12 protein-coding genes are annotated in these 18,193 nt (G+C 59.3%); 9 read left to right on the forward strand and 3 right to left on the reverse strand.

What is annotated here, in order from left to right; all coding sequences use genetic code 11:
• From uca to urtA, 3 genes are all read left to right on the forward strand, one after another.
• Positions 1 to 3,260: urea carboxylase (gene uca / locus M989_RS18560; RefSeq protein WP_064547706.1), on the forward strand; the 3,260-nt coding region annotated here is incomplete at its 5' end.
• Positions 3,257 to 3,955: a GntR family transcriptional regulator gene (locus tag M989_RS18565; protein ID WP_064547708.1), complete on the forward strand. Its 699-nt coding sequence runs from the start codon at positions 3,257 to 3,259 to the stop codon at positions 3,953 to 3,955. The genes uca and M989_RS18565, both read left to right, overlap by 4 nt.
• Before the next feature lie 45 nt (positions 3,956 to 4,000).
• A complete protein-coding gene (urtA, locus tag M989_RS18570) occupies positions 4,001 to 5,272 on the forward strand; it encodes an urea ABC transporter substrate-binding protein (RefSeq protein WP_064547711.1) in 1,272 nt (423 codons plus the stop codon).
• 236 nt (positions 5,273 to 5,508) lie between these two features.
• On the opposite strand, the gene iutA is transcribed toward urtA, so the two are convergent.
• Positions 5,509 to 7,710 carry a ferric aerobactin receptor IutA gene (iutA, locus tag M989_RS18575; RefSeq protein ID WP_064547713.1) on the reverse strand — a complete coding sequence of 734 codons (2,202 nt, stop codon included), beginning with the start codon at positions 7,708 to 7,710 and terminating at the stop codon, positions 5,509 to 5,511.
• 541 nt (positions 7,711 to 8,251) lie between these two features.
• On the opposite strand from iutA, the gene urtB reads away from it, so the two are divergent.
• From urtB to urtE, 4 genes are read left to right on the forward strand one after another with little or no spacing between them, the layout of a single operon-like run.
• Positions 8,252 to 9,853, forward strand: coding sequence for an urea ABC transporter permease subunit UrtB (gene urtB, locus M989_RS18580; protein ID WP_083965177.1), 1,602 nt, complete (start codon positions 8,252 to 8,254; stop codon positions 9,851 to 9,853).
• A complete protein-coding gene (gene urtC / locus M989_RS18585; RefSeq protein WP_064547715.1) occupies positions 9,853 to 10,929 on the forward strand; it encodes an urea ABC transporter permease subunit UrtC in 1,077 nt (358 codons plus the stop codon). Before urtB ends, urtC begins: the two co-directional genes overlap by 1 nt.
• Positions 10,922 to 11,713 (forward strand): urea ABC transporter ATP-binding protein UrtD, encoded by a 792-nt coding sequence (gene urtD, locus M989_RS18590; protein ID WP_064547717.1) that lies wholly within the window; start codon positions 10,922 to 10,924, stop codon positions 11,711 to 11,713. Before urtC ends, urtD begins: the two co-directional genes overlap by 8 nt.
• Position 11,714: 1 nt before the next feature.
• Positions 11,715 to 12,413 (forward strand): urea ABC transporter ATP-binding subunit UrtE, encoded by a 699-nt coding sequence (gene urtE, locus M989_RS18595; RefSeq protein ID WP_064547719.1) that lies wholly within the window; start codon positions 11,715 to 11,717, stop codon positions 12,411 to 12,413.
• Positions 12,414 to 12,501: 88 nt separating this feature from the next.
• On the opposite strand, the gene M989_RS18600 is transcribed toward urtE, so the two are convergent.
• The gene (locus M989_RS18600) at positions 12,502 to 13,410 is read right to left on the reverse strand and encodes a LysR substrate-binding domain-containing protein (protein ID WP_064547721.1); all 909 of its coding nucleotides are present in this window, start codon (positions 13,408 to 13,410) and stop codon (positions 12,502 to 12,504) included.
• Positions 13,411 to 13,546: 136 nt separating this feature from the next.
• Here M989_RS18600 and M989_RS18605 point away from each other — a divergent pair, with 136 nt between their 5' ends.
• Together M989_RS18605 and M989_RS18610 are read left to right on the forward strand one after the other, a co-directional pair.
• Positions 13,547 to 14,743, forward strand: coding sequence for an MFS transporter (locus M989_RS18605; protein ID WP_064547724.1), 1,197 nt, complete (start codon positions 13,547 to 13,549; stop codon positions 14,741 to 14,743).
• A gap of 12 nt (positions 14,744 to 14,755) precedes the next feature.
• Entirely contained in the window at positions 14,756 to 15,937 is a 1,182-nt protein-coding gene (locus tag M989_RS18610; RefSeq protein WP_064547726.1) for an amidohydrolase, read from the forward strand.
• 61 nt (positions 15,938 to 15,998) lie between these two features.
• Here the strand turns inward: M989_RS18610 and M989_RS18615 are convergent.
• A partial coding sequence (locus M989_RS18615) for an FAD-dependent oxidoreductase (RefSeq protein WP_245191273.1) occupies positions 15,999 to 18,193 on the reverse strand: 2,195 nt, incomplete at its 5' end.

An 18,193-nucleotide genomic window follows, 5' to 3' on the forward strand; every position in this document is an offset into this window, starting at 1 on the left:
AAGCCGGTGTACCGATGACGCCGGGCACCGGGCTGCTGAACTCGCTCGATGAAGCGCTGGCTGCGGCGCAGCGGGTAGGCTATCCGGTGATGCTAAAAAGTACCGCGGGCGGCGGCGGTATTGGCCTGACGCGCTGCGCCGACGCCGAGGCGCTGGCGCAGGGCTGGGAGAGCGTGCGCCGTCTGGGCGAACAGTTCTTCAGCGACGCGGGCGTGTTTGTTGAACGCTGCATTGACCGTGCGCGTCATATCGAGGTGCAGATTTTTGGTGACGGTAACGGCAACGTGGTGGCGCTTGGCGAGCGCGACTGTTCGTTGCAGCGGCGCAACCAGAAGGTTGTTGAAGAGACGCCCGCGCCGAATCTGCCTGCCGCCACCCGTGCGGCGCTGCTCGATGCCGCCGTAAAGCTCGGCAAGCTGGTGAACTATCGTAGCGCCGGGACGGTGGAGTTTATCTACGATGCCGGGCAAGACGCCTTCTACTTTCTCGAAGTGAATACCCGTTTGCAGGTCGAACATCCGGTGACCGAATGTGTGACCGGGCTGGATCTGGTGGAGTGCATGCTGCGCGTGGCGGCGGGGGAAGCGCTCGACTGGGCGCGTCTGGCGAAAGCGCCACAGGGGGCGTCTATTGAAGTGCGTATCTATGCTGAAAACCCGCTGAAAAACTTCCAGCCAAGCCCCGGCGTGCTGACGGAAGTGGTGTTCCCGGACGACGTGCGTATTGATACCGGCGTGGCCACCGGCAGTGAAGTGTCGGCATTTTATGACCCGATGATCGCGAAACTTATCGTCCACGCCGACACCCGCGAAGCCGCGCTGAGCAAACTGCATGCCGCGCTGAACGCCACGCGTCTGCACGGCATCGTCACCAACCTTGACTACCTGCGTCAGATTACCGCCAGCGAGGCCTTTATCAGCGGCACCGCGTGGACGCGGATGCTGGATAGCGTGGTGGCGCGCTCATCGGTGATTGAGGTGCTGCAGCCCGGCACCTGGAGCAGCGTGCAGGATTATCCTGGCCGCCAGGGCTACTGGGATATTGGCGTACCGCCGTCAGGGCCGATGGACGATTTTGCTTTCCGCCTTGCTAACCGCATTGTCGGCAACCACGAATCGGCGGCGGGGCTGGAATTCACCCTGCAAGGGCCGGTGTTGCAATTTCACTGCGATGCGCTGATTGCGCTGACCGGGGCCGACTGCCAGGCGCAGCTCGATGGCGAAGCGGTCGCGCTGTGGCAACCGGTGGCGGTCAAGGCCGGACAAACGCTGGCGCTGGGCCGTGCGCAGAACGGATGCCGCGCCTATCTGGCGGTACGTAACGGCCTCGACGTGCCGGAATATCTCGGCAGCCGTTCCACCTTCGCGCTGGGCCAGTTCGGCGGCCACGCCGGGCGGACGCTCAAGGTCGCCGATCAGCTGCCGATCTCACGTCCGGAATTAGCCGCCTGCACCACGCCTGCACCCATTAGCGAAGCCAAAGCGTTGTCGCCTGCGCTGATTCCTGCCTACGGCGAAGTCTGGCGCATCGGCGTGCTTTACGGGCCGCACGGCGCGCCGGATTTCTTCACCCAGGAATCCATCGACGAGTTCTTTGCCAGCGATTGGCAGGTGCACTACAACTCTAACCGCCTCGGCGTGCGGCTGGTAGGGCCGAAACCAAGCTGGACCCGGCCAAACGGCGGTGAAGCAGGGCTGCATCCGTCCAACGTCCATGACTGTGAATATGCCATTGGCGCAATTAACTTCACCGGGGACTTCCCGGTGATCCTCACCCGCGACGGCCCCAGCCTCGGCGGATTTGTCTGCCCGGTGACGATCGCCAAAGCCGAATTGTGGAAAGTGGGGCAGGTGAAGCCGGGCGATCGTATTCGCTTTTACCCGATGAGCGTGGAAGACGCGGTGGCGCGCGAGAAGGCAATGGATCGCAGCATTGAGACGCTGCAAACCAGCGTGCTGCCAACGTTTGCCATGCCGTCGCTGGCCGACCGCGACGGCGTGTCCGCCGCAAGCCTGGTGTCACTGCCTGCCACCTTCACTACGCCCGCCATCGTCTACCGGCAGGCGGGGGACAATTACATCCTGATTGAGTACGGCGAAAATGTGCTGGATCTGGCGCTACGCCTGCGCGTTCACGTGCTGATGGCCCATCTGCGTGAACGGGCTCACCCCGGTATTAAAGAGCTGTCACCCGGCGTGCGCTCGCTGCAGGTGCGCTACGACAGCCGCGAGATTGGTCAGCAGGCGTTGGTAACGCTGTTGCTGGAGCTGGAAACGCGCATTGGCGATGTCAGCCAGATGACGGTGCCATCGCGCATTGTGCACCTGCCGATGGCCTTTGAAGACAGCGCCACGCTTGATGCCGTCAGCCGCTATGCCGATACCGTATGTGCCCGCGCGCCGTGGCTGCCGAACAACGTTGATTTTATCCAACGTATCAATGGTTTGCCGAGCCGGGAAACGGTAAAAGAGACGATTTTCGACGCCAGCTATCTGATCCTCGGGCTGGGCGATGTTTACCTCGGTGCGCCATGCGCGGTGCCGGTGGATCCGCGCCACCGCCTGCTCAGCTCCAAGTACAACCCGGCGCGCACTTTCACCGCCGAAGGCACCGTAGGGATCGGCGGGATGTACATGTGCATCTACGGCATGGACTCCCCCGGCGGCTACCAGCTGGTGGGGCGTACGCTGCCTATCTGGAACAAATTCCTGAAAAACGAACAGTTCAGCGCGGGCGAACCCTGGCTGCTGCGCTTCTTCGATCAGGTGCGCTTCTATCCGGTCAGCGAGAACGAGCTGGACGGGTTGCGCGAAGATTTCCGCGAAGGCCGCGCGGCGATTCGCATTGAAGAGACGGTCTTCGACTTCCCGGCGCATCTGCGCTTCCTCGAAGAACATGCCGATGACATTGCCCGCTTCCGTCAGCACCAGTCGACGGCATTTGACGCCGAGGTTGAGCGCTGGCAGCGCGATGAACAGCAGCCCGTAAGCGAAAGCCAGATGCCGGTGGCTGAGGTCGCGGTTGACGAGGAGGCGCTGCCCGTCACCGCCGACATGAACGGCAATATCTGGAAAGTGCTGGTTAACCCGGGCGATACGGTCGACGCGGGGCAGACCTTAATCATCGTCGAAGCCATGAAGATGGAGCTGGCCATTCACGCGCCGCAGGCGGGGGTGGTGAAACGCATCGGCTGCCAGCCAGGCCGTCCGGTCAGCCCCGGCGACGTGCTGCTGTGGCTGGAAGAGAGGAACGCCGCATGACGGAAAGCAACGGCAAAAAACGCCAGGCCGGGCTCGCGGAGCGCATCTACCTGGCGCTGAAAAACGATATTTTTGATTTCCGTCTGATGCCCGGCGAGCACTTTAGTGAAAACGAAATTTCCGAGCGAATGGCGGCCAGCCGCACGCCGGTACGTCAGGCATTGTTCTGGCTGGAGCACGAAGGCTATGTGCAGGTGTACTCGCGCAGCGGCTGGCAGGTGAAACCGTTCGATTTCACCTACTTCGAAGGGCTGTACGACTTTCGCATCGTGCTGGAAATGGAGGCGGTGAAGCGCCTGTGCGCTCTTCCTGCCGAGGCTCGCCACGAGCACCTGGTGCCGCTGCTGGCTTTCTGGTGCGAAGCGCCGCGTATGGCGCCGGGTAAGGCGCTGTCACGGCAGGATGAAGCCTTCCACACCGCGCTGGTACGCGCCACCGGCAACAGCGAGATGGCCCGCGTCCACGTTGAGTTGACCGAGAAAATGCGCATCATCCGCCACCTCGATTTTACCCGCGAGGATCGGGTGGACGCGACCTACAGCGAACATGCGCTGGTGCTTCAGGCGATTTCGCAGCAACAGACGGAAGAGGCGCAGCGGATCCTCACTGCGCACATTTCCCAGAGTAAAGCCGAGGTCCGAAAAATAACCTTACACCGGCTGCAGCAGGCACGTTTACAACCCGTTTCACCGTAGTGACGGGCAACATTTATCACTCAATATCATTTAGGGGTTTTGGTCATGAAAAGACGTTCTTTATTGAAAGCATTTGCCCTGTCAGCCACCTTTTTGAGCATGGGCTTCTCTTTGCAGGCATACGCAGCAGACACCATTAAAGTGGGGATCATGCACTCCCTGTCGGGCACCATGGCGATTTCGGAAACGCCGCTAAAAGACGTAGCGCTGATGACCATTGATGAAATCAACGCCAAAGGCGGCGTGCTGGGCAAAAAGCTGGAACCGGTGGTGGTTGATCCGGCCTCTAACTGGCCGCTGTTCGCCGAAAAGGCGCGCCAGCTTATAAGCCAGGACAAGGCCGCAGTGGTATTCGGCTGCTGGACGTCGGTATCGCGTAAATCGGTACTGCCGGTGTTTGAAGAGCTGAACGGCCTGCTGTTCTACCCGGTACAGTACGAAGGTGAAGAGATGTCGCCGAACGTGTTCTATACCGGCGCGGCGCCAAACCAGCAGGCGATTCCGGCGGTGGAATACATGATGAGTGAAGACGGCGGCAGCGCGAAGCGCTTCTTCCTGCTCGGCACCGACTATGTTTATCCACGCACTACCAATAAGATCCTGCGCGCCTTCCTGCATTCCAAAGGCGTTCAGGATAAAGACATTGAAGAGGTTTACACCCCGTTTGGCTATAGCGACTATCAGACCATCGTCGCCAACATCAAGAAATTCTCCGCTGGCGGCAAAACGGCGGTCATCTCCACCATCAACGGCGACTCCAACGTACCGTTCTACAAAGAGCTGGCGAACCAGGGTATCAAAGCCACTGACGTACCGGTGGTGGCGTTCTCGGTGGGCGAAGAAGAGCTACGCGGCATTGATACTAAACCGCTGGTAGGACATCTGGCGGCGTGGAACTACTTTGAGTCCGTTAGCAACCCGGTGAACGAGAAGTTTGTGGCTGACTATCGCGCTTACGCTAAAGCGCACAAGCTGCCGAACGCCGATAGCGTGGTGACCAACGACCCAATGGAAGCCACCTACGTGGGCATCCATATGTGGGCGCAGGCGGTCGAGAAGGCGGGGACCACCGACGTGGATAAAGTGCGCGCCGCGATGGCGGGGCAAACCTTCAACGCGCCAGACGGCTTTACGCTGACCATGGATGCGACCAACCACCACCTGCACAAACCGGTGATGATTGGGGAAATTGAAGAGAACGGTCAGTTTAACGTGGTGTGGAACACCGACAAGCCGGTGCGCGCCCAGCCGTGGAGCCCGTACATTCCGGGGAATGATAAGAAGCCGGATACGCCGGTGAAAACGGGCGGGAAGTAAGGTTCGCTAGCGGGTTAAGGGGGGGCAGAGTGCCTCCCCCTCACCCTAGCCCTCTCCCCAAGGGGGAGAGGGAACCGCTCGGCAATACTTTTCCTTACGGTGCGTGTTCTTGCGTATTAGCACAATTTGCCCCCTCTCCCTTTTTAAGGGAGAGGGATGGGGTGAGGGTTAATGCGCGGTAATCAAAGATATTTTCAGCTCTTTCCTGCCAACGCCTTCCCCCAAGGATCTTACTATCAGAACAGCACCGAATAGTTCAACCCAAACGTCCGCCCACGGCCTTTGTAGCCATACAGTGACGCCGGGCCGTAGCCAGGGCTGTAGTACATTGGCGCGCGCTGCCCCCATACCGTGGTGTAGTCGCGGTCGAAGAGGTTTTCAATGCTGAAGCTCAGCTTGCCCACCGGTAACGCATAGCTGCCGAGCAGGTCGAGGGTGGTGTAGCCATCAATCTGATTTCCGGCTTCGTCGCGCAGTTTAAATGATGTCGTGCTCTGTACGCGCAGGCTCCATGGCTCCGGCGCCCAGCCAATATAGGCGGTGGCTTTCGACGGGCTGGCGACCTTCACGTCGTACTTCTCCCATTTACCGTCCACCTTCGACTCGGTTTTCAGCACGTTGAAGTTCCCCCCGGCGCTCCAGTCGGTATCCGGAATAAAGTAGTCCACCGCGCCTTCTACGCCATAAATGCGGCGCTTGTCGTCCACCACGCTAATCGTCAAATCGTCATTAACCACGACGTTCTTATCGGACAGGGAATAATAGGCCGCAATCTGCGTCCGCAGATTGTCGCCGGTGTAACGCCAGCCAAGCTCATAGGAGTTGACCTTGATCCCTTCCAGTTTGCTGCCGTCGACGCTAACGCTGTTGGTCAACGCGCGATGGCCGTTGACGGCTGTCGCATAATTACCGCGACCGTAGTATTTCCCCGGATCGGGCAGTTCCACGCCCTGAGAGAAGTTAAACCACGTCTGCTGACGCTCGGTGAGGTGCATGAGTAGCCCAGCGTTAAACAGGAAGTTGTCGTAGTCGGTGGAGCCTCCAGGGATGGCGTCCGCGGATTTCACCGTCCCGGCGGCGATCTGCTGCTGCACCGCATAGCCAACAAAATCATCAACTTTGTTCTCGGTATACTGATAGCGCACGCCGCCGCTCAGGGTGAAGATGTCGTTGATGTCGTAGCTGGATTGCAGGAAGGCGGCCAGATTGCTGATGTCGTAATCCGGATAGCGACCCGTGGTGTAAATTCGCTGGTTATTCATCCCACCAGACGCGCTGGCTTTAGGCAGGTCGAAGAACATCTGGTTGGAGGTAAAGCGTTCGTGATCGGCGTCGAGGCCGTAGGTTAACTGCCAGCCGTCCAGCGGCGAACTGTTCAGCGTTAACTTAGCGCCATACTGGTTCGTGTCCTGCTGTGAGGAGGATAAGGCGGTCACTTTGTGCTGCTTGTTCACGCTTGGGAAGGGGTAAAACAGCAGAGACTCATCGCGATAGTAAACCTGGCCAACCAGCTCCTGCCCGAGGAAGTCGCTGTTGGAGTATTGCAGGCTAATCAGATGACGCTCGGTGCCTGGAATACGGTCGGAGTTCAGCCCGCTGCTGACGTACGGTTTGCTGCTCCCGGAAATGGCCGAGAAATCTTTCCCCAGGTTCAGTCCGTAGTCATCGTCGCCCTGGCTCTTATAGTATTGCGTCACCAGCTGCAGCTGCTGGGTTTCATCAATATTCAGCGTCCCGGTACCCATCACATCCAGACGGTCGGAGTACTGCAGGCCGGTCTGCGTATTATCCAGCAGGGTGGCATCGCCGTTGCCATCATACCAGCCGCCGAATTTCTGATAGGCCACCGACAGACGCCCGGCGATATGATCGTTGCCGCCGGAGACGGCGCTGGCGATACGTTCATCGTGATCTTTGCTGCTGTTAAAGCCGCTTTTGGTCCCCGCTTCAAACTCCACCTGGGTTTCCGGCTGGCCTTTTTTGGTCACGATATTGATAAGACCGCCGGTACTGCCGCCGCCGTACAGCGACGTCGCGCCGGAGATCACCTCAATATGTTCAATGTTAAACGGGTCGATGGAATCAAGCTGGCGGGAGTCGGTGCGCGACGAGTTCAGGCGTACGCCGTCAATCAACACCACCAGCGGACGACCGCGCACGTTCATACCGTAGTTGGTGCGGCTCTGGCTGCTGACATCAAGGCCGGGAATCAGCTGGGCCAGCGCGTCTTTGAGTTCTTTGCCGCCCTGAATTTGCTGCTCCAGCTCGGCGTTTTCGATAACCCAGGTGGTCTGCGCCATCTCCGCCACCGTACGGTTGCTACGGTTGGCGGAGATCACCATGTTTTCGTCATCGGTCGTTTGCGCTACGGCGGGTGCCATCATGGCGAGAAGTAAGGGGTTAAGCGCCCAGAGAGTATGCTTTTTGGTCATCATCATCATTCCTGCGCACGGGCCGATAACGGTCGGCCCAAACATGCGTTCAGTGAGTTAAATAAGCAGCACAGCGCTGCGGTTTTCCCGGATATCGCTTGCGCCGCAAGTCCCGACGGCGATCTCCTGAGATGAGATTCATCACGCCTGAAGTAAGGCCTGCGCCCGATGCGAGAAGGGGGTTGGCGTGATAATGAGAATTTTGCAGATAATGTTTCTCATTATCAATATTTGTATCAAGTTTTGTTAAATTATTTTTATGTGTTTGAGAGCGAAGGACGGGATTCTGGGGGGGGCTGAGCGGAGAAATAACCTTTAAAAAAATAAGTTATTATTTATCAGTAATTATTTTGATGAAGCGAATTGGGTATTTCATCTTCTTATAATTATCTGCGCTATTACCGTGCGTGAATGTGCTTTTTCGGTGCGGGTTAATTGTTTGGAAATCACTTAAATTTATTTTTATTTATTTTAAAACAAATGCTTATGTATTTGGCATAAGCCTTGCTAAATGAATTCCATCTTGTATACCAACAGGAATTCAACGATGAAATTAATAGTGAGAAAAACGCTGGCAGCACTATTTCCGGCTTTCGCTTTTCTCTTATTCAGTTGCCTGACGATGAGTGCTCCCGTGCGGGCCAGCGCTGTGGCCGATTACGGGCAGGCCAGCCGCAGCGAGCAGGCGCTGCTGCTCCAGCGCTGGGCCGCCGATCCGCAGCCTTCGCGTCTGCCGCTGCTGGAAGCGCTCAGACATGAGTCGGTGGTCAGTGACGCCCAGGGCCATTTGTTCAATGAACAGAGCGGCAAACTGGTGCCGCTCGAAGGTGAGGCCGCACCGACGGGCAATACCAAAAAAGTGTTTATGAACAACCGCATTCGTGGGCTGGTGGCCAGCGCACTGGCATCACATCAGCTGGTGAGCGAGGACGATAAGGTGCGTCTGAACGCGGCGCTGACGCTGCAAAATAGCGCCCAGCAGGATCAGCTGCCGATGCTGACTCAGCGTCTGACGGCCGAACAGGACGACCGCGTCCATACCGCGCTGGCCATTGCCGTCGCCAACCTCCAGCTCTCTGATAGCCGCGCCGAGCAGCGTCTGCAGGCGGTGAAACTGCTGGGCGAGGCCAGCGATCCACAGGTGCAGGCTAGCCTTAGCCGTTTGACGCAGGCGCAAAACGAACCGGATGCCAGGGTGCGTGCGGCGGCGGCGGACAGCCTCAAGCAGGTGCAGCAGCGCCTGAAGTGGGGAGACTGGCTGGGTCAGGCGTTTAGCGGCATTTCGCTGGGCTCAATCCTGCTGCTCGCCGCGCTGGGACTGGCGATCACCTACGGCCTGCTGGGCGTCATCAATATGGCTCACGGCGAAATGCTGATGCTGGGCGCGTATTCCACCTGGCTGGTGCAGGACGCCTTCCAGCGCCTGGCCCCGGAGTGGCTGGCGCTTTACCCGCTGGTGGCGCTGCCGGTCGCGTTTTTTATCACCGCGGCGGTGGGGATGGCGCTGGAGCGCACCATTATTCGTCACCTTTACGGGCGTCCTCTGGAGACGCTGCTGGCAACCTGGGGCATCAGCCTGATGCTGATCCAACTGGTGCGCGTGCTGTTTGGCACCCAGAACCTGGAAGTGGCGAACCCGGCCTGGCTGTCGGGCGGCTGGAACGCGTTGCCGAACCTGGTACTGCCGTACAACCGTATTGCGGTGATTCTGTTTGTGGCTGGCGTGCTGGCGCTGACCTGGCTGCTGCTCAATAAAACCCGCCTGGGGATGAACGTACGCGCGGTCACGCAAAATCGCCGCATGGCCGACTGTTGCGGCGTGCCGACCGGGCGCGTCGATATGCTGGCATTCGGTTTGGGGTCCGGCATCGCCGGGCTGGGCGGGGTGGCACTGTCGCAGCTGGGCAACGTCGGCCCGGAGCTGGGGCAGGGGTACATCATCGACTCTTTCCTGGTGGTGGTCACCGGCGGCGTGGGACAGCTGGCGGGCACCGTGGCCGCGGCGCTGGGGCTTGGCGTGCTTAACAAAGTGCTGGAGCCGCAGATTGGCGCGGTGCTGGGCAAAATAGTCATTCTGGTCTTGATCGTGCTGTTTATTCAGAAACGGCCGCAAGGATTGTTCGCATTCAAAGGGCGGGTAATTGACTGATGAGCCAACCTATTACGTTAACGATCGCCCGCCGCGCGCCGCGTCTTACCGGCTCGCTGGCGGCGCTGGTACTGGTGGCGCTGCTGGTGCTGCCTTTCTTCGCGCTGTTGCCTGCGACACATCCGCTGTCTATCTCAACCTACACGCTGACGCTCATTGGCAAGATCCTATGCTACGCGGTGGTGGCGGTGGCGCTGGATCTGGTATGGGGCTACGCCGGATTGCTGTCGTTGGGCCATGGTCTGTTTTTCGCGCTGGGCGGCTATGCGATGGGCATGTACCTGATGCGTCAGGCGGCGGGCGATGGCCTACCGGCCTTTATGTCTTTTCTGTCGTGGAGCGAGCTGCCCTGGTTCTGGGCGGGCACCCAGCATTTTGCGTGGGCGCTGTGCCTGATTATTCTCGTGCCGGGTCTGCTGGCGCTGGTGTTTGGCTACTTTGCTTTTCGCTCGCGAATTAAAGATGTCTACTTCTCCATCATGACGCAGGCGCTGACCTACGCCGGAATGCTGCTGTTTTTCCGCAATGAAACCGGGTTTGGCGGCAATAACGGTTTTACCGGTTTTACCACGCTTCTGGGCTTCCCGGTCTCCGCCACCGGCACGCGGGTGGCGCTGTTTGTCGCTACGGTTCTGCTGCTGGCCGGTTCGCTGGCCATCGGCCTGTTGCTCACCCGCAGCAAGTTTGGCCGCGTGCTCACCGCCGTGCGCGATGCGGAAAATCGCCTGATGTTCTGCGGCTATGACCCGAAAGGTTTCAAGCTGTTCATCTGGACGCTCTCCGCCGTGCTGTGCGGGCTGGCGGGGGCGCTGTACGTGCCGCAGGTGGGGATTATCAACCCTAGCGAAATGTCGCCGACCAACTCGATTGAAGCCGCCATCTGGGTGGCGCTCGGTGGGCGCGGCACGCTGATTGGCCCGATTCTCGGCGCGGGGATCGTCAACGGCGCAAAAAGCTACTTCACCGTCGCCTTCCCGGACTTCTGGCTCTTTTTCCTCGGCCTGATGTTTATCCTCGTCACGCTGTTCCTGCCGCGCGGCGTGATTGGCCTGCTTAAACGGAGGAAGCATGACTGATTCACTGTTTACCCAACCGCATCTTCAGGATCGCTATCGCGATACCACCGATCCGGTGCTGGAGCTGAACAACATCAATGTCACTTTTGATGCTTTTCGCGCGCTGACCAACCTGTCGCTGAAGATTGGGGTCGGCGAGCTGCGCTGCGTGATTGGCCCTAACGGCGCGGGGAAAACCACGCTGATGGACGTGATTACCGGTAAAACGCGGCCCGACAGCGGCACGGTGACCTACGACCAGAATATCGACCTGATGGGGCTGTCGTCGGTGGAGATTGCCCGCGCCGGGATTGGGCGTAAATTCCAGAAGCCGACGGTGTTTGAAGCGCTGAGCGTGACGGAAAACCTCGAAATCGCCCTGAAGATGGACAAATCAGTGTGGACCTGCCTGCGGGCCAAACTTACCGGTGTCCAGCGGGATCGCATTGACGAGGTGCTGGAGCTGCTACGGCTGACCGCGCATCGCCATCGCCCGTCCGGGCTGCTTTCTCATGGGCAAAAGCAGTTTTTAGAAATCGGCATGCTGCTGGTGCAGGAGCCGCATCTGCTGCTGCTGGACGAACCTGCTGCCGGGCTGACCGATGCGGAAACCGATTATATCGCCGAGCTATTTCGCACGCTTGCCGGTAAGCACTCGTTGATGGTGGTGGAACACGACATGGGTTTTGTGGAAACCATTGCCGACCACGTCACCGTCCTGCATCAGGGGCAGGTGCTAGCGGAAGGCTCGCTGCGTGAAGTGCAGGCCAACGAGCAGGTTATCGACGTTTATCTGGGGCGCTGATATGTTACAGGTTAATGATTTAAATCAGTATTACGGCGGCAGCCACATCTTGCGCGGCCTCTCTTTCGACACCACGCCCGGCGAAATCACCTGTCTGCTGGGGCGCAACGGCGTGGGCAAGACCACGCTGCTGAAGTGCCTGATGGGGCTGATTCCGGCAAAGTCCGGCACCATCCACTGGCAGGGTAAGCTGATTAACGCCAGTAAACCGCATCAGCGGGTGCAGCAGGGCATTGCCTACGTGCCGCAGGGGCGCGAGATTTTCCCGCGTCTGACGGTTGAAGAGAACCTGCTGATGGGGCTGTCGCGTTTTTCTGGATCGCAGGCCAAAAGCGTACCGGAAGAGATCTACGCGCTGTTTCCGGTGCTGCGCGAAATGAAGCAGCGACGCGGCGGCGATCTCTCCGGCGGCCAACAGCAGCAGTTGGCCATCGGTCGGGCGCTGGCGTGTAAGCCCCAATTGCTGATCCTTGATGAACCTACCGAGGGGATCCAACCGTCGGTGATCAAAGAGATCGGCGCGGTAATCCGCAGCCTGGCCAATCGCGGTGACATGGCGATCCTGCTGGTGGAACAGTTTTATGATTTTGCCGCTGAACTGGCGGATCAGTATCTGGTGATGTCGCGCGGTACGATTATTCAACGTGGGCGGGGTGAAGAGATGGAAGCGCAGGGCGTGCGGCAGTTAGTCGCCATATAACGGTGGGATGGCCGGTGTGGGCCGGATAAGGCCACGCCGCCATCCGGCAATGGCGCCGAATTGCCTGATGGCGCTTCGCTTATCAGGCCTACCAGCTATACCCCTGACACGCCTGGCGCAGCCGTGACAAAAACTGCTGGGCGTTGGCCGTCAGCGCCGATTTCTGCGACCAGACGGCACAATACTGTGCGGCAGGTAGGGTCGAAACGGGCAGGGTGACGATTTTGCCTTCCAGCTGTAGCGGCTGGCTCATGGCGCGGGCGACGATGGTCAGGTAGTCCGATTCCAGCACCATATTCAGCCCGGTGATCACCGAATCAGTACGCAGTGGCGCAATCGCCAGTTGGCGGTAGAACGGCGTCAGCTCGTTCTGCAACTGCTGGTAGTAGCCCATGGGCGATTCCGGCAACAGCCACTTTGCCCGGCGTAGGGCCATTAAATCACTCTCGTTGGCCAGCGGATGACCGCATCGCGCCACCACACAGAACGGCGCGGTAAACAGCGGCTCAATCATTACCCCCTCTGGTGGGCTCATCGGGTCGACTGAGCCGACGGCCAGATCGATCTCGCCGTTACGCACGCCGGGCAGCAGCGATGAGAGTTGCCCTTCTTTGAGCGTGAGCGCCACCTGCGGCAGCGCCTGCTTAAAGGCGTCGGCGACTGCCGGAAAAACCGTCAACGCAATCAGCGACGAGTAGCCAATGGTCAGCCGACCGTGGGTAGCGTGGTTAATCTGCTCGACCTCGTCGGCGGCGCGGCGCAGTTCTTCCAGCACCCACTCAGCGCGCTGCGAAAAGGCGCAGCCCGCTTCGGTCAGGGTGATGCCTTCCTTGCTGCGTAATAAAAGTTGCGTGCCCAGGGTTTGCTCCAGCTCACGTAACGTACGGCTAAGGGCGGGCTGAGACTGCCCCAGCTCGCGCGCCGCCGCACGAATGCTGCCGCTACGCGCCACCTGCTTTAGCGCCTGTAAATGGCTCACCTTAGGTAAATATTTCACCGCTTACCCCTATCAGAAAAAAGCATCACCTATAGAAAAATTACATCTTCCCGCCCTGTGGGTAAAGCGACAGGATACGTAGGGGCAATCGTCCTCACACAACACCTATCCCATGAGACACCAGGCGGAAAAAATAATGAAAAGTCAGTCTCAAATGATCTTTTTGCTGTTTATTGGCTACGTATTTGTCTACATCGACAAAACCGTCACCGGATTTGCGCTGCTGCCGATTGAAAAAGAGTTCGGTCTGAACGCGGAACAGTTGGGCTACATTACGGGGATTTTCTTCCTCGCCTATTCGCTGTTTCAGGTCCCCGCAGGCTGGCTGAACGACCGTATTGGCTATAAAACGATGTTGGTGCTGTCGCTGGCGGCACTGGGTATTTTCGCCCTCTGCTTCGGCGCGCTGGGGGCCAGCTTCGGCCTGCTGCTGCTGTTCCGTTTCCTGGCGGGAGTAGGACATTCCGGCTACCCCTGTTCATGCGCAAAAGCGGTCGTCAGCAATTTCAGCGTGGAAAAGCGCACTTTCGCCCAATCGATTTTGCTCTCTTCCGCCGGGCTGGCGATGACTATTGGGCCGATTATTGCGGTGAATGCGCTGGCGCTGCTCGGCTGGCACACCTCATTTACCGTACTGGGCGCGATTGTGTGCGTCATTGCCGCGCTGATTGCTCTACGCGTACCGCGCCAGCTGAGGACGGCACGCGACGTACAGAAAAAGTCTGTTTCCGGTGCCGCGCTGTGGCGCAATCCGACGGTCATTCTGCTGTTTCTGTCTATTTTCTGCGTCAACATTCCGAGCTATGGCCTGATGGCATGGCTGCCCAAATTCTTCGTACAGCATATGGGGATGTCGCTGTCCGCCTCCGGTTATGTGGTCGCCGCCGGAGGGCTGGGTATCTGGATCTCCTCGCTGGGTACCGGCTGGCTGGTCGGGAAATATTTCCTCAACCGCGAACCGCTGGTGATTGCCATTAGCGCCTTGCTGAGCGCCATCGCCATTTTTGCCATTTTTCACGCCGCCACCCCGCTGACCGCCAGTCTGCTACTGTTCGTCGGAGAGGTGTTCTTGATGGCGACCTTTGTGACCGCCTTTACGCTGCCGATGAAGCGTCTGCCCGAAAATATGATGGGCTCAGCGATTGGCCTTATTAACACCGGCGGTACCTTGGGCGGCTTTGTCTCACCGATCGTGATTGGCTACCTGGTGGAGAACACCCACGGTTACGCCAGCGCGTTTATATTTCTTTCACTGGCGATGGTTTGCTCCGCCCTGGCGGTGCTGCCGCTGATGAAGCGCCGTACCGTCGCCAGCCTGCCCGTTACCGATTAAAAGGAGTCTCTGATGAACCACGCCACTGAACAGTTGATTAGCGCCGCCGCCGAAGAGGCGTTGCGCTGGCGTCGTCATATTCACGCGCATCCGGATTTATCGTTCCAGGAGAAGCCGACGGCGGATTACATCGCCCGCGAGCTGTCAGCGTTTGCCGGGCTGGAGATAAGCCGACCGCTGGAAAACAGCGTGATTGCGGTGTTCCATGGCGCGCATCCGGGGCCGATGTGGGCGCTGCGTGCGGATATTGACGCGCTGCCGCTGCAGGAAGAGAGCGGGGAGAGCTTCTGCTCAACCGTTCCTGGCGTAATGCACGCCTGCGGCCACGACGCGCACGCGGCGATGCTGATGGGGGCGGTCAAAGTGCTGTGTCAGCTGCGCGACCAGCTGCACGGCAGCATTAAGTTTATCTTCCAGCCTGCTGAAGAAGTGCCGCCGGGCGGTGCGCGTGAGCTGGTGGAACTGGGTGTCGTTGACGATGTAGAGCATGTTTTTGGCCTGCACGTTTTCCCAACCAGCCCGGTGGGGGTGATCGCCTTGAAAGAGGGCGCTTATGTGGCGTCCAGCGACAATTTTGATATCACCATTCGCGGCAAAGGCGGTCATGGTTCGATGCCGCAGCACTGTATCGATCCGGTGACCATTGGCGCCGAGATGGTTGGTGCATTGCAGCAGATCGTGGCACGCAATATCGATCCCGGCACCGCACCAGTGCTCACTATCGCCACCTTCCAGGCCGGTGACAGTTATAACGTCATTCCCGACAGCGCGCGGCTGGCAGGCACGCTGCGTACCCATAATCAGCAGGTGCGTGAAACGGTGCCGGCCCTGATGTCGCGCATTGTTAACGGTATTGCTGCCGCCCACGGCGCGAGCTGCGATATCCAATGGCAGAAAGGCTATGCCGTGGGCAATAACCACGACGTGACCAACGCGATTGCCCGTGAGGCGATTGGCCGTCATTTCCCGGCTGGCACGTTGAAGCTGGAGGAGAAAGCGCTGTTCGGCAGCGAAGATTTCTCTTCCTATCAGGAGAAAATTCCGGGGACGTTCCTGTTTATTGGCTGCGGTAATAAAGAGAAAGGGGCGACGTGGAATGTGCACAACCCGCATTTCCGCATTGATGAAGATGCGCTGGCGGTCGGGATTAAAACGCATATTGCGCTGGTGAGCCAGCTGTTGAACGACGAGTAAACCATTCCCTCACCCTCTCCCAACGGGAGAGGGGACCGTTTTGTGCGGTTTGGGGGCAGGGTTATTGGATGTTAAGTGAATAGACGGCGGGCACGCCGCCGGCCGATTTCACCAGCTCAAGGGTGATTTTTGACACCGCCAGCGGCGTCTCCAGCGTGTGCTGGCACACCGCCAGCGGCGTCTCCAGCGTGTGCTGGCACACCGAGTGACGGTTGTCGTTCACTTCGGCAATCAGCGTCTCATCCGCCCACAGCCGATAGTGGGTGGTGCAATGCGGCGTGACCGCCTCTGCGTGGCCCATCTGCACGGTTTCCATCGCGTTATCAAAGTCATTATCCAGCATCAGCGTCAGCGACTGCACGGTCTGCGGCGTGTCCCACTGCCAGGTCAGGCGCGGCGCGCCGTCGTCCAGCGCGGGCGCCCAGCCGTTAATCTGCTGTTCCGGGCGCAGGCGGCCGTTCAGCAGGTTCTGCACGTTGTAGCAACGCAGCGGCGTGGTGAACTGGAGTGCGGGCATGATCTGGTGCGGGCGACGGCGTGGCACCCAGAAATCAAACGCCTCGACGCCGTAATCCCCATCTACCACCTGACGCGGGTGCTTGGCCACGCGGGCGTTCTGGCTGTTGAATACCGTCATGATACCCGGCAGCGCAATGTCGCTTAGCGCTATTTCCACCTCGCTGTTACGCTCGAAGGCAATAAACAGATAGCGGTCAACGTCGCTCTGCCAGCCAAACTCAACGAGGTATTCCCCGGCTTCCTGCACCGTTAACGTCCGTTCGTCGAGCAGGGTATCGGCACAATAGTTGGCGGCCTTCTGGCTACTCAACAGGCTGACGTTCACCGGCTGTGCGCTGGCGGCGCGCAGGGTAAAGCGCAGAGCCGGCAGCGATTCACCGGCTTTGACCGGCAGCAGCAGCGCCATGCGTTCTTCCAGCGCCATCCAGCGGCCGCTGGCGGGAAGGGCGGTCAGCGCCAGTTCGCTGGTGGCGCTCACGCGTGCGCCGCGCGCCGGGTCGCGCAGATGCTGGCGTGGAATGTAGCAGCCGGTTTGCTGGAGATGCTGCTGTAGCTTGTCGATGTGTTTGGCTTCCGCCAGCTGCGGTGCGCTGAGTTGATGCTGCTGACAGAGCGCTGCCGCGCGGCCCACCACTTCACCCAGCAGACCGCAGGTACACATTACGCGGGCGCTGCCGAAGGCGACGTGAGAGGCGGAAATCAGGCGGCCGGTCAGGAACAGGTTATCCAGTGAACGGCTGTAGAGGCTGCGGTACGGAATCGTGTAGGTGCCTTTGCTGTGGAACTGACGACAGCCGTCGTGCTGGCTGTAGACGCCGTCCGCCGGGTGCAGGTCGATAGACCAGCCGCCGTAGCCCACCGCATCGTAGTGGTCGCGCTGCTCGATGATGTCCTGCTGGCACAGCAGATGGTCGCCGATAAAGCGGCGGCTCTCGCGTTTGCCGGGAATCGAACCGACCCACTCGATGGTCAGGTTCTCGGCTTCCGGGAATTCACCGGAGTTTTTAATGTAGTTCCACACGCCCCAGACAATCTTCCACAGCTCCCATTTGATCTGTTCGCTGTCGTGGATAGTATCAAGACGTCCGCCCCATTCCAGCCACCATAAATCGCAGCCGTTGAGCGTTGAAGTCAGGCGCTTGTAGCGCGGGATAGCTTCAATATCCTGCAACGCGAAAGAGGGCGGCACGAACTTCACCGGCCCGCTGCTTTTGCGGGTATAGAAATAGATAGAGTGGCCGAGCTTGTGGCCGAAGTTATCGCCGGGGGCCATTTTTTCGCCCAGTTCTTCCGCGTCTTCCGCGCCGACGCGGTACTCTGCGCCCGCCAGATGGCCCAGCACGCCGTCGCCGGTAGCGTCGCAGAACTGCGCGGCCTGAATGTGATAGAAGGTTTCATTGACGGCGTTAAAGCCCGTAGCTTCGGTAATGCGCTGGCCTTCGCGCTCAACGGCGTAAATGGCGGTGTTCAGCAGCAGAGTGAGGTTCTTTTCGCGCTGTGCTAAATCCAGCAGCAGCAGGTCGAACATCATCGGGTTGCCTTCTTTATTGCGCCACAGGTTCTCTTCGAGAATCTCGCCCATAATGCCGCCTTCGCGCGACCAGCGGTTATTGTTACCCATGTGCGACGTTGCGCCGTTGGCCCACAGGCGCACTTCGCTGGAGGCGTTGCCGCCAAGCACCGGACGGTCCTGCACCAGCACGACCTGCAAACCGTCGCGGGCGGCAGCGAGCGCGG

Source organism: Kluyvera georgiana ATCC 51603, from assembly GCF_001654985.1.
Taxonomy (GTDB): Bacteria; Pseudomonadota; Gammaproteobacteria; order Enterobacterales; family Enterobacteriaceae; genus Kluyvera; species Kluyvera georgiana.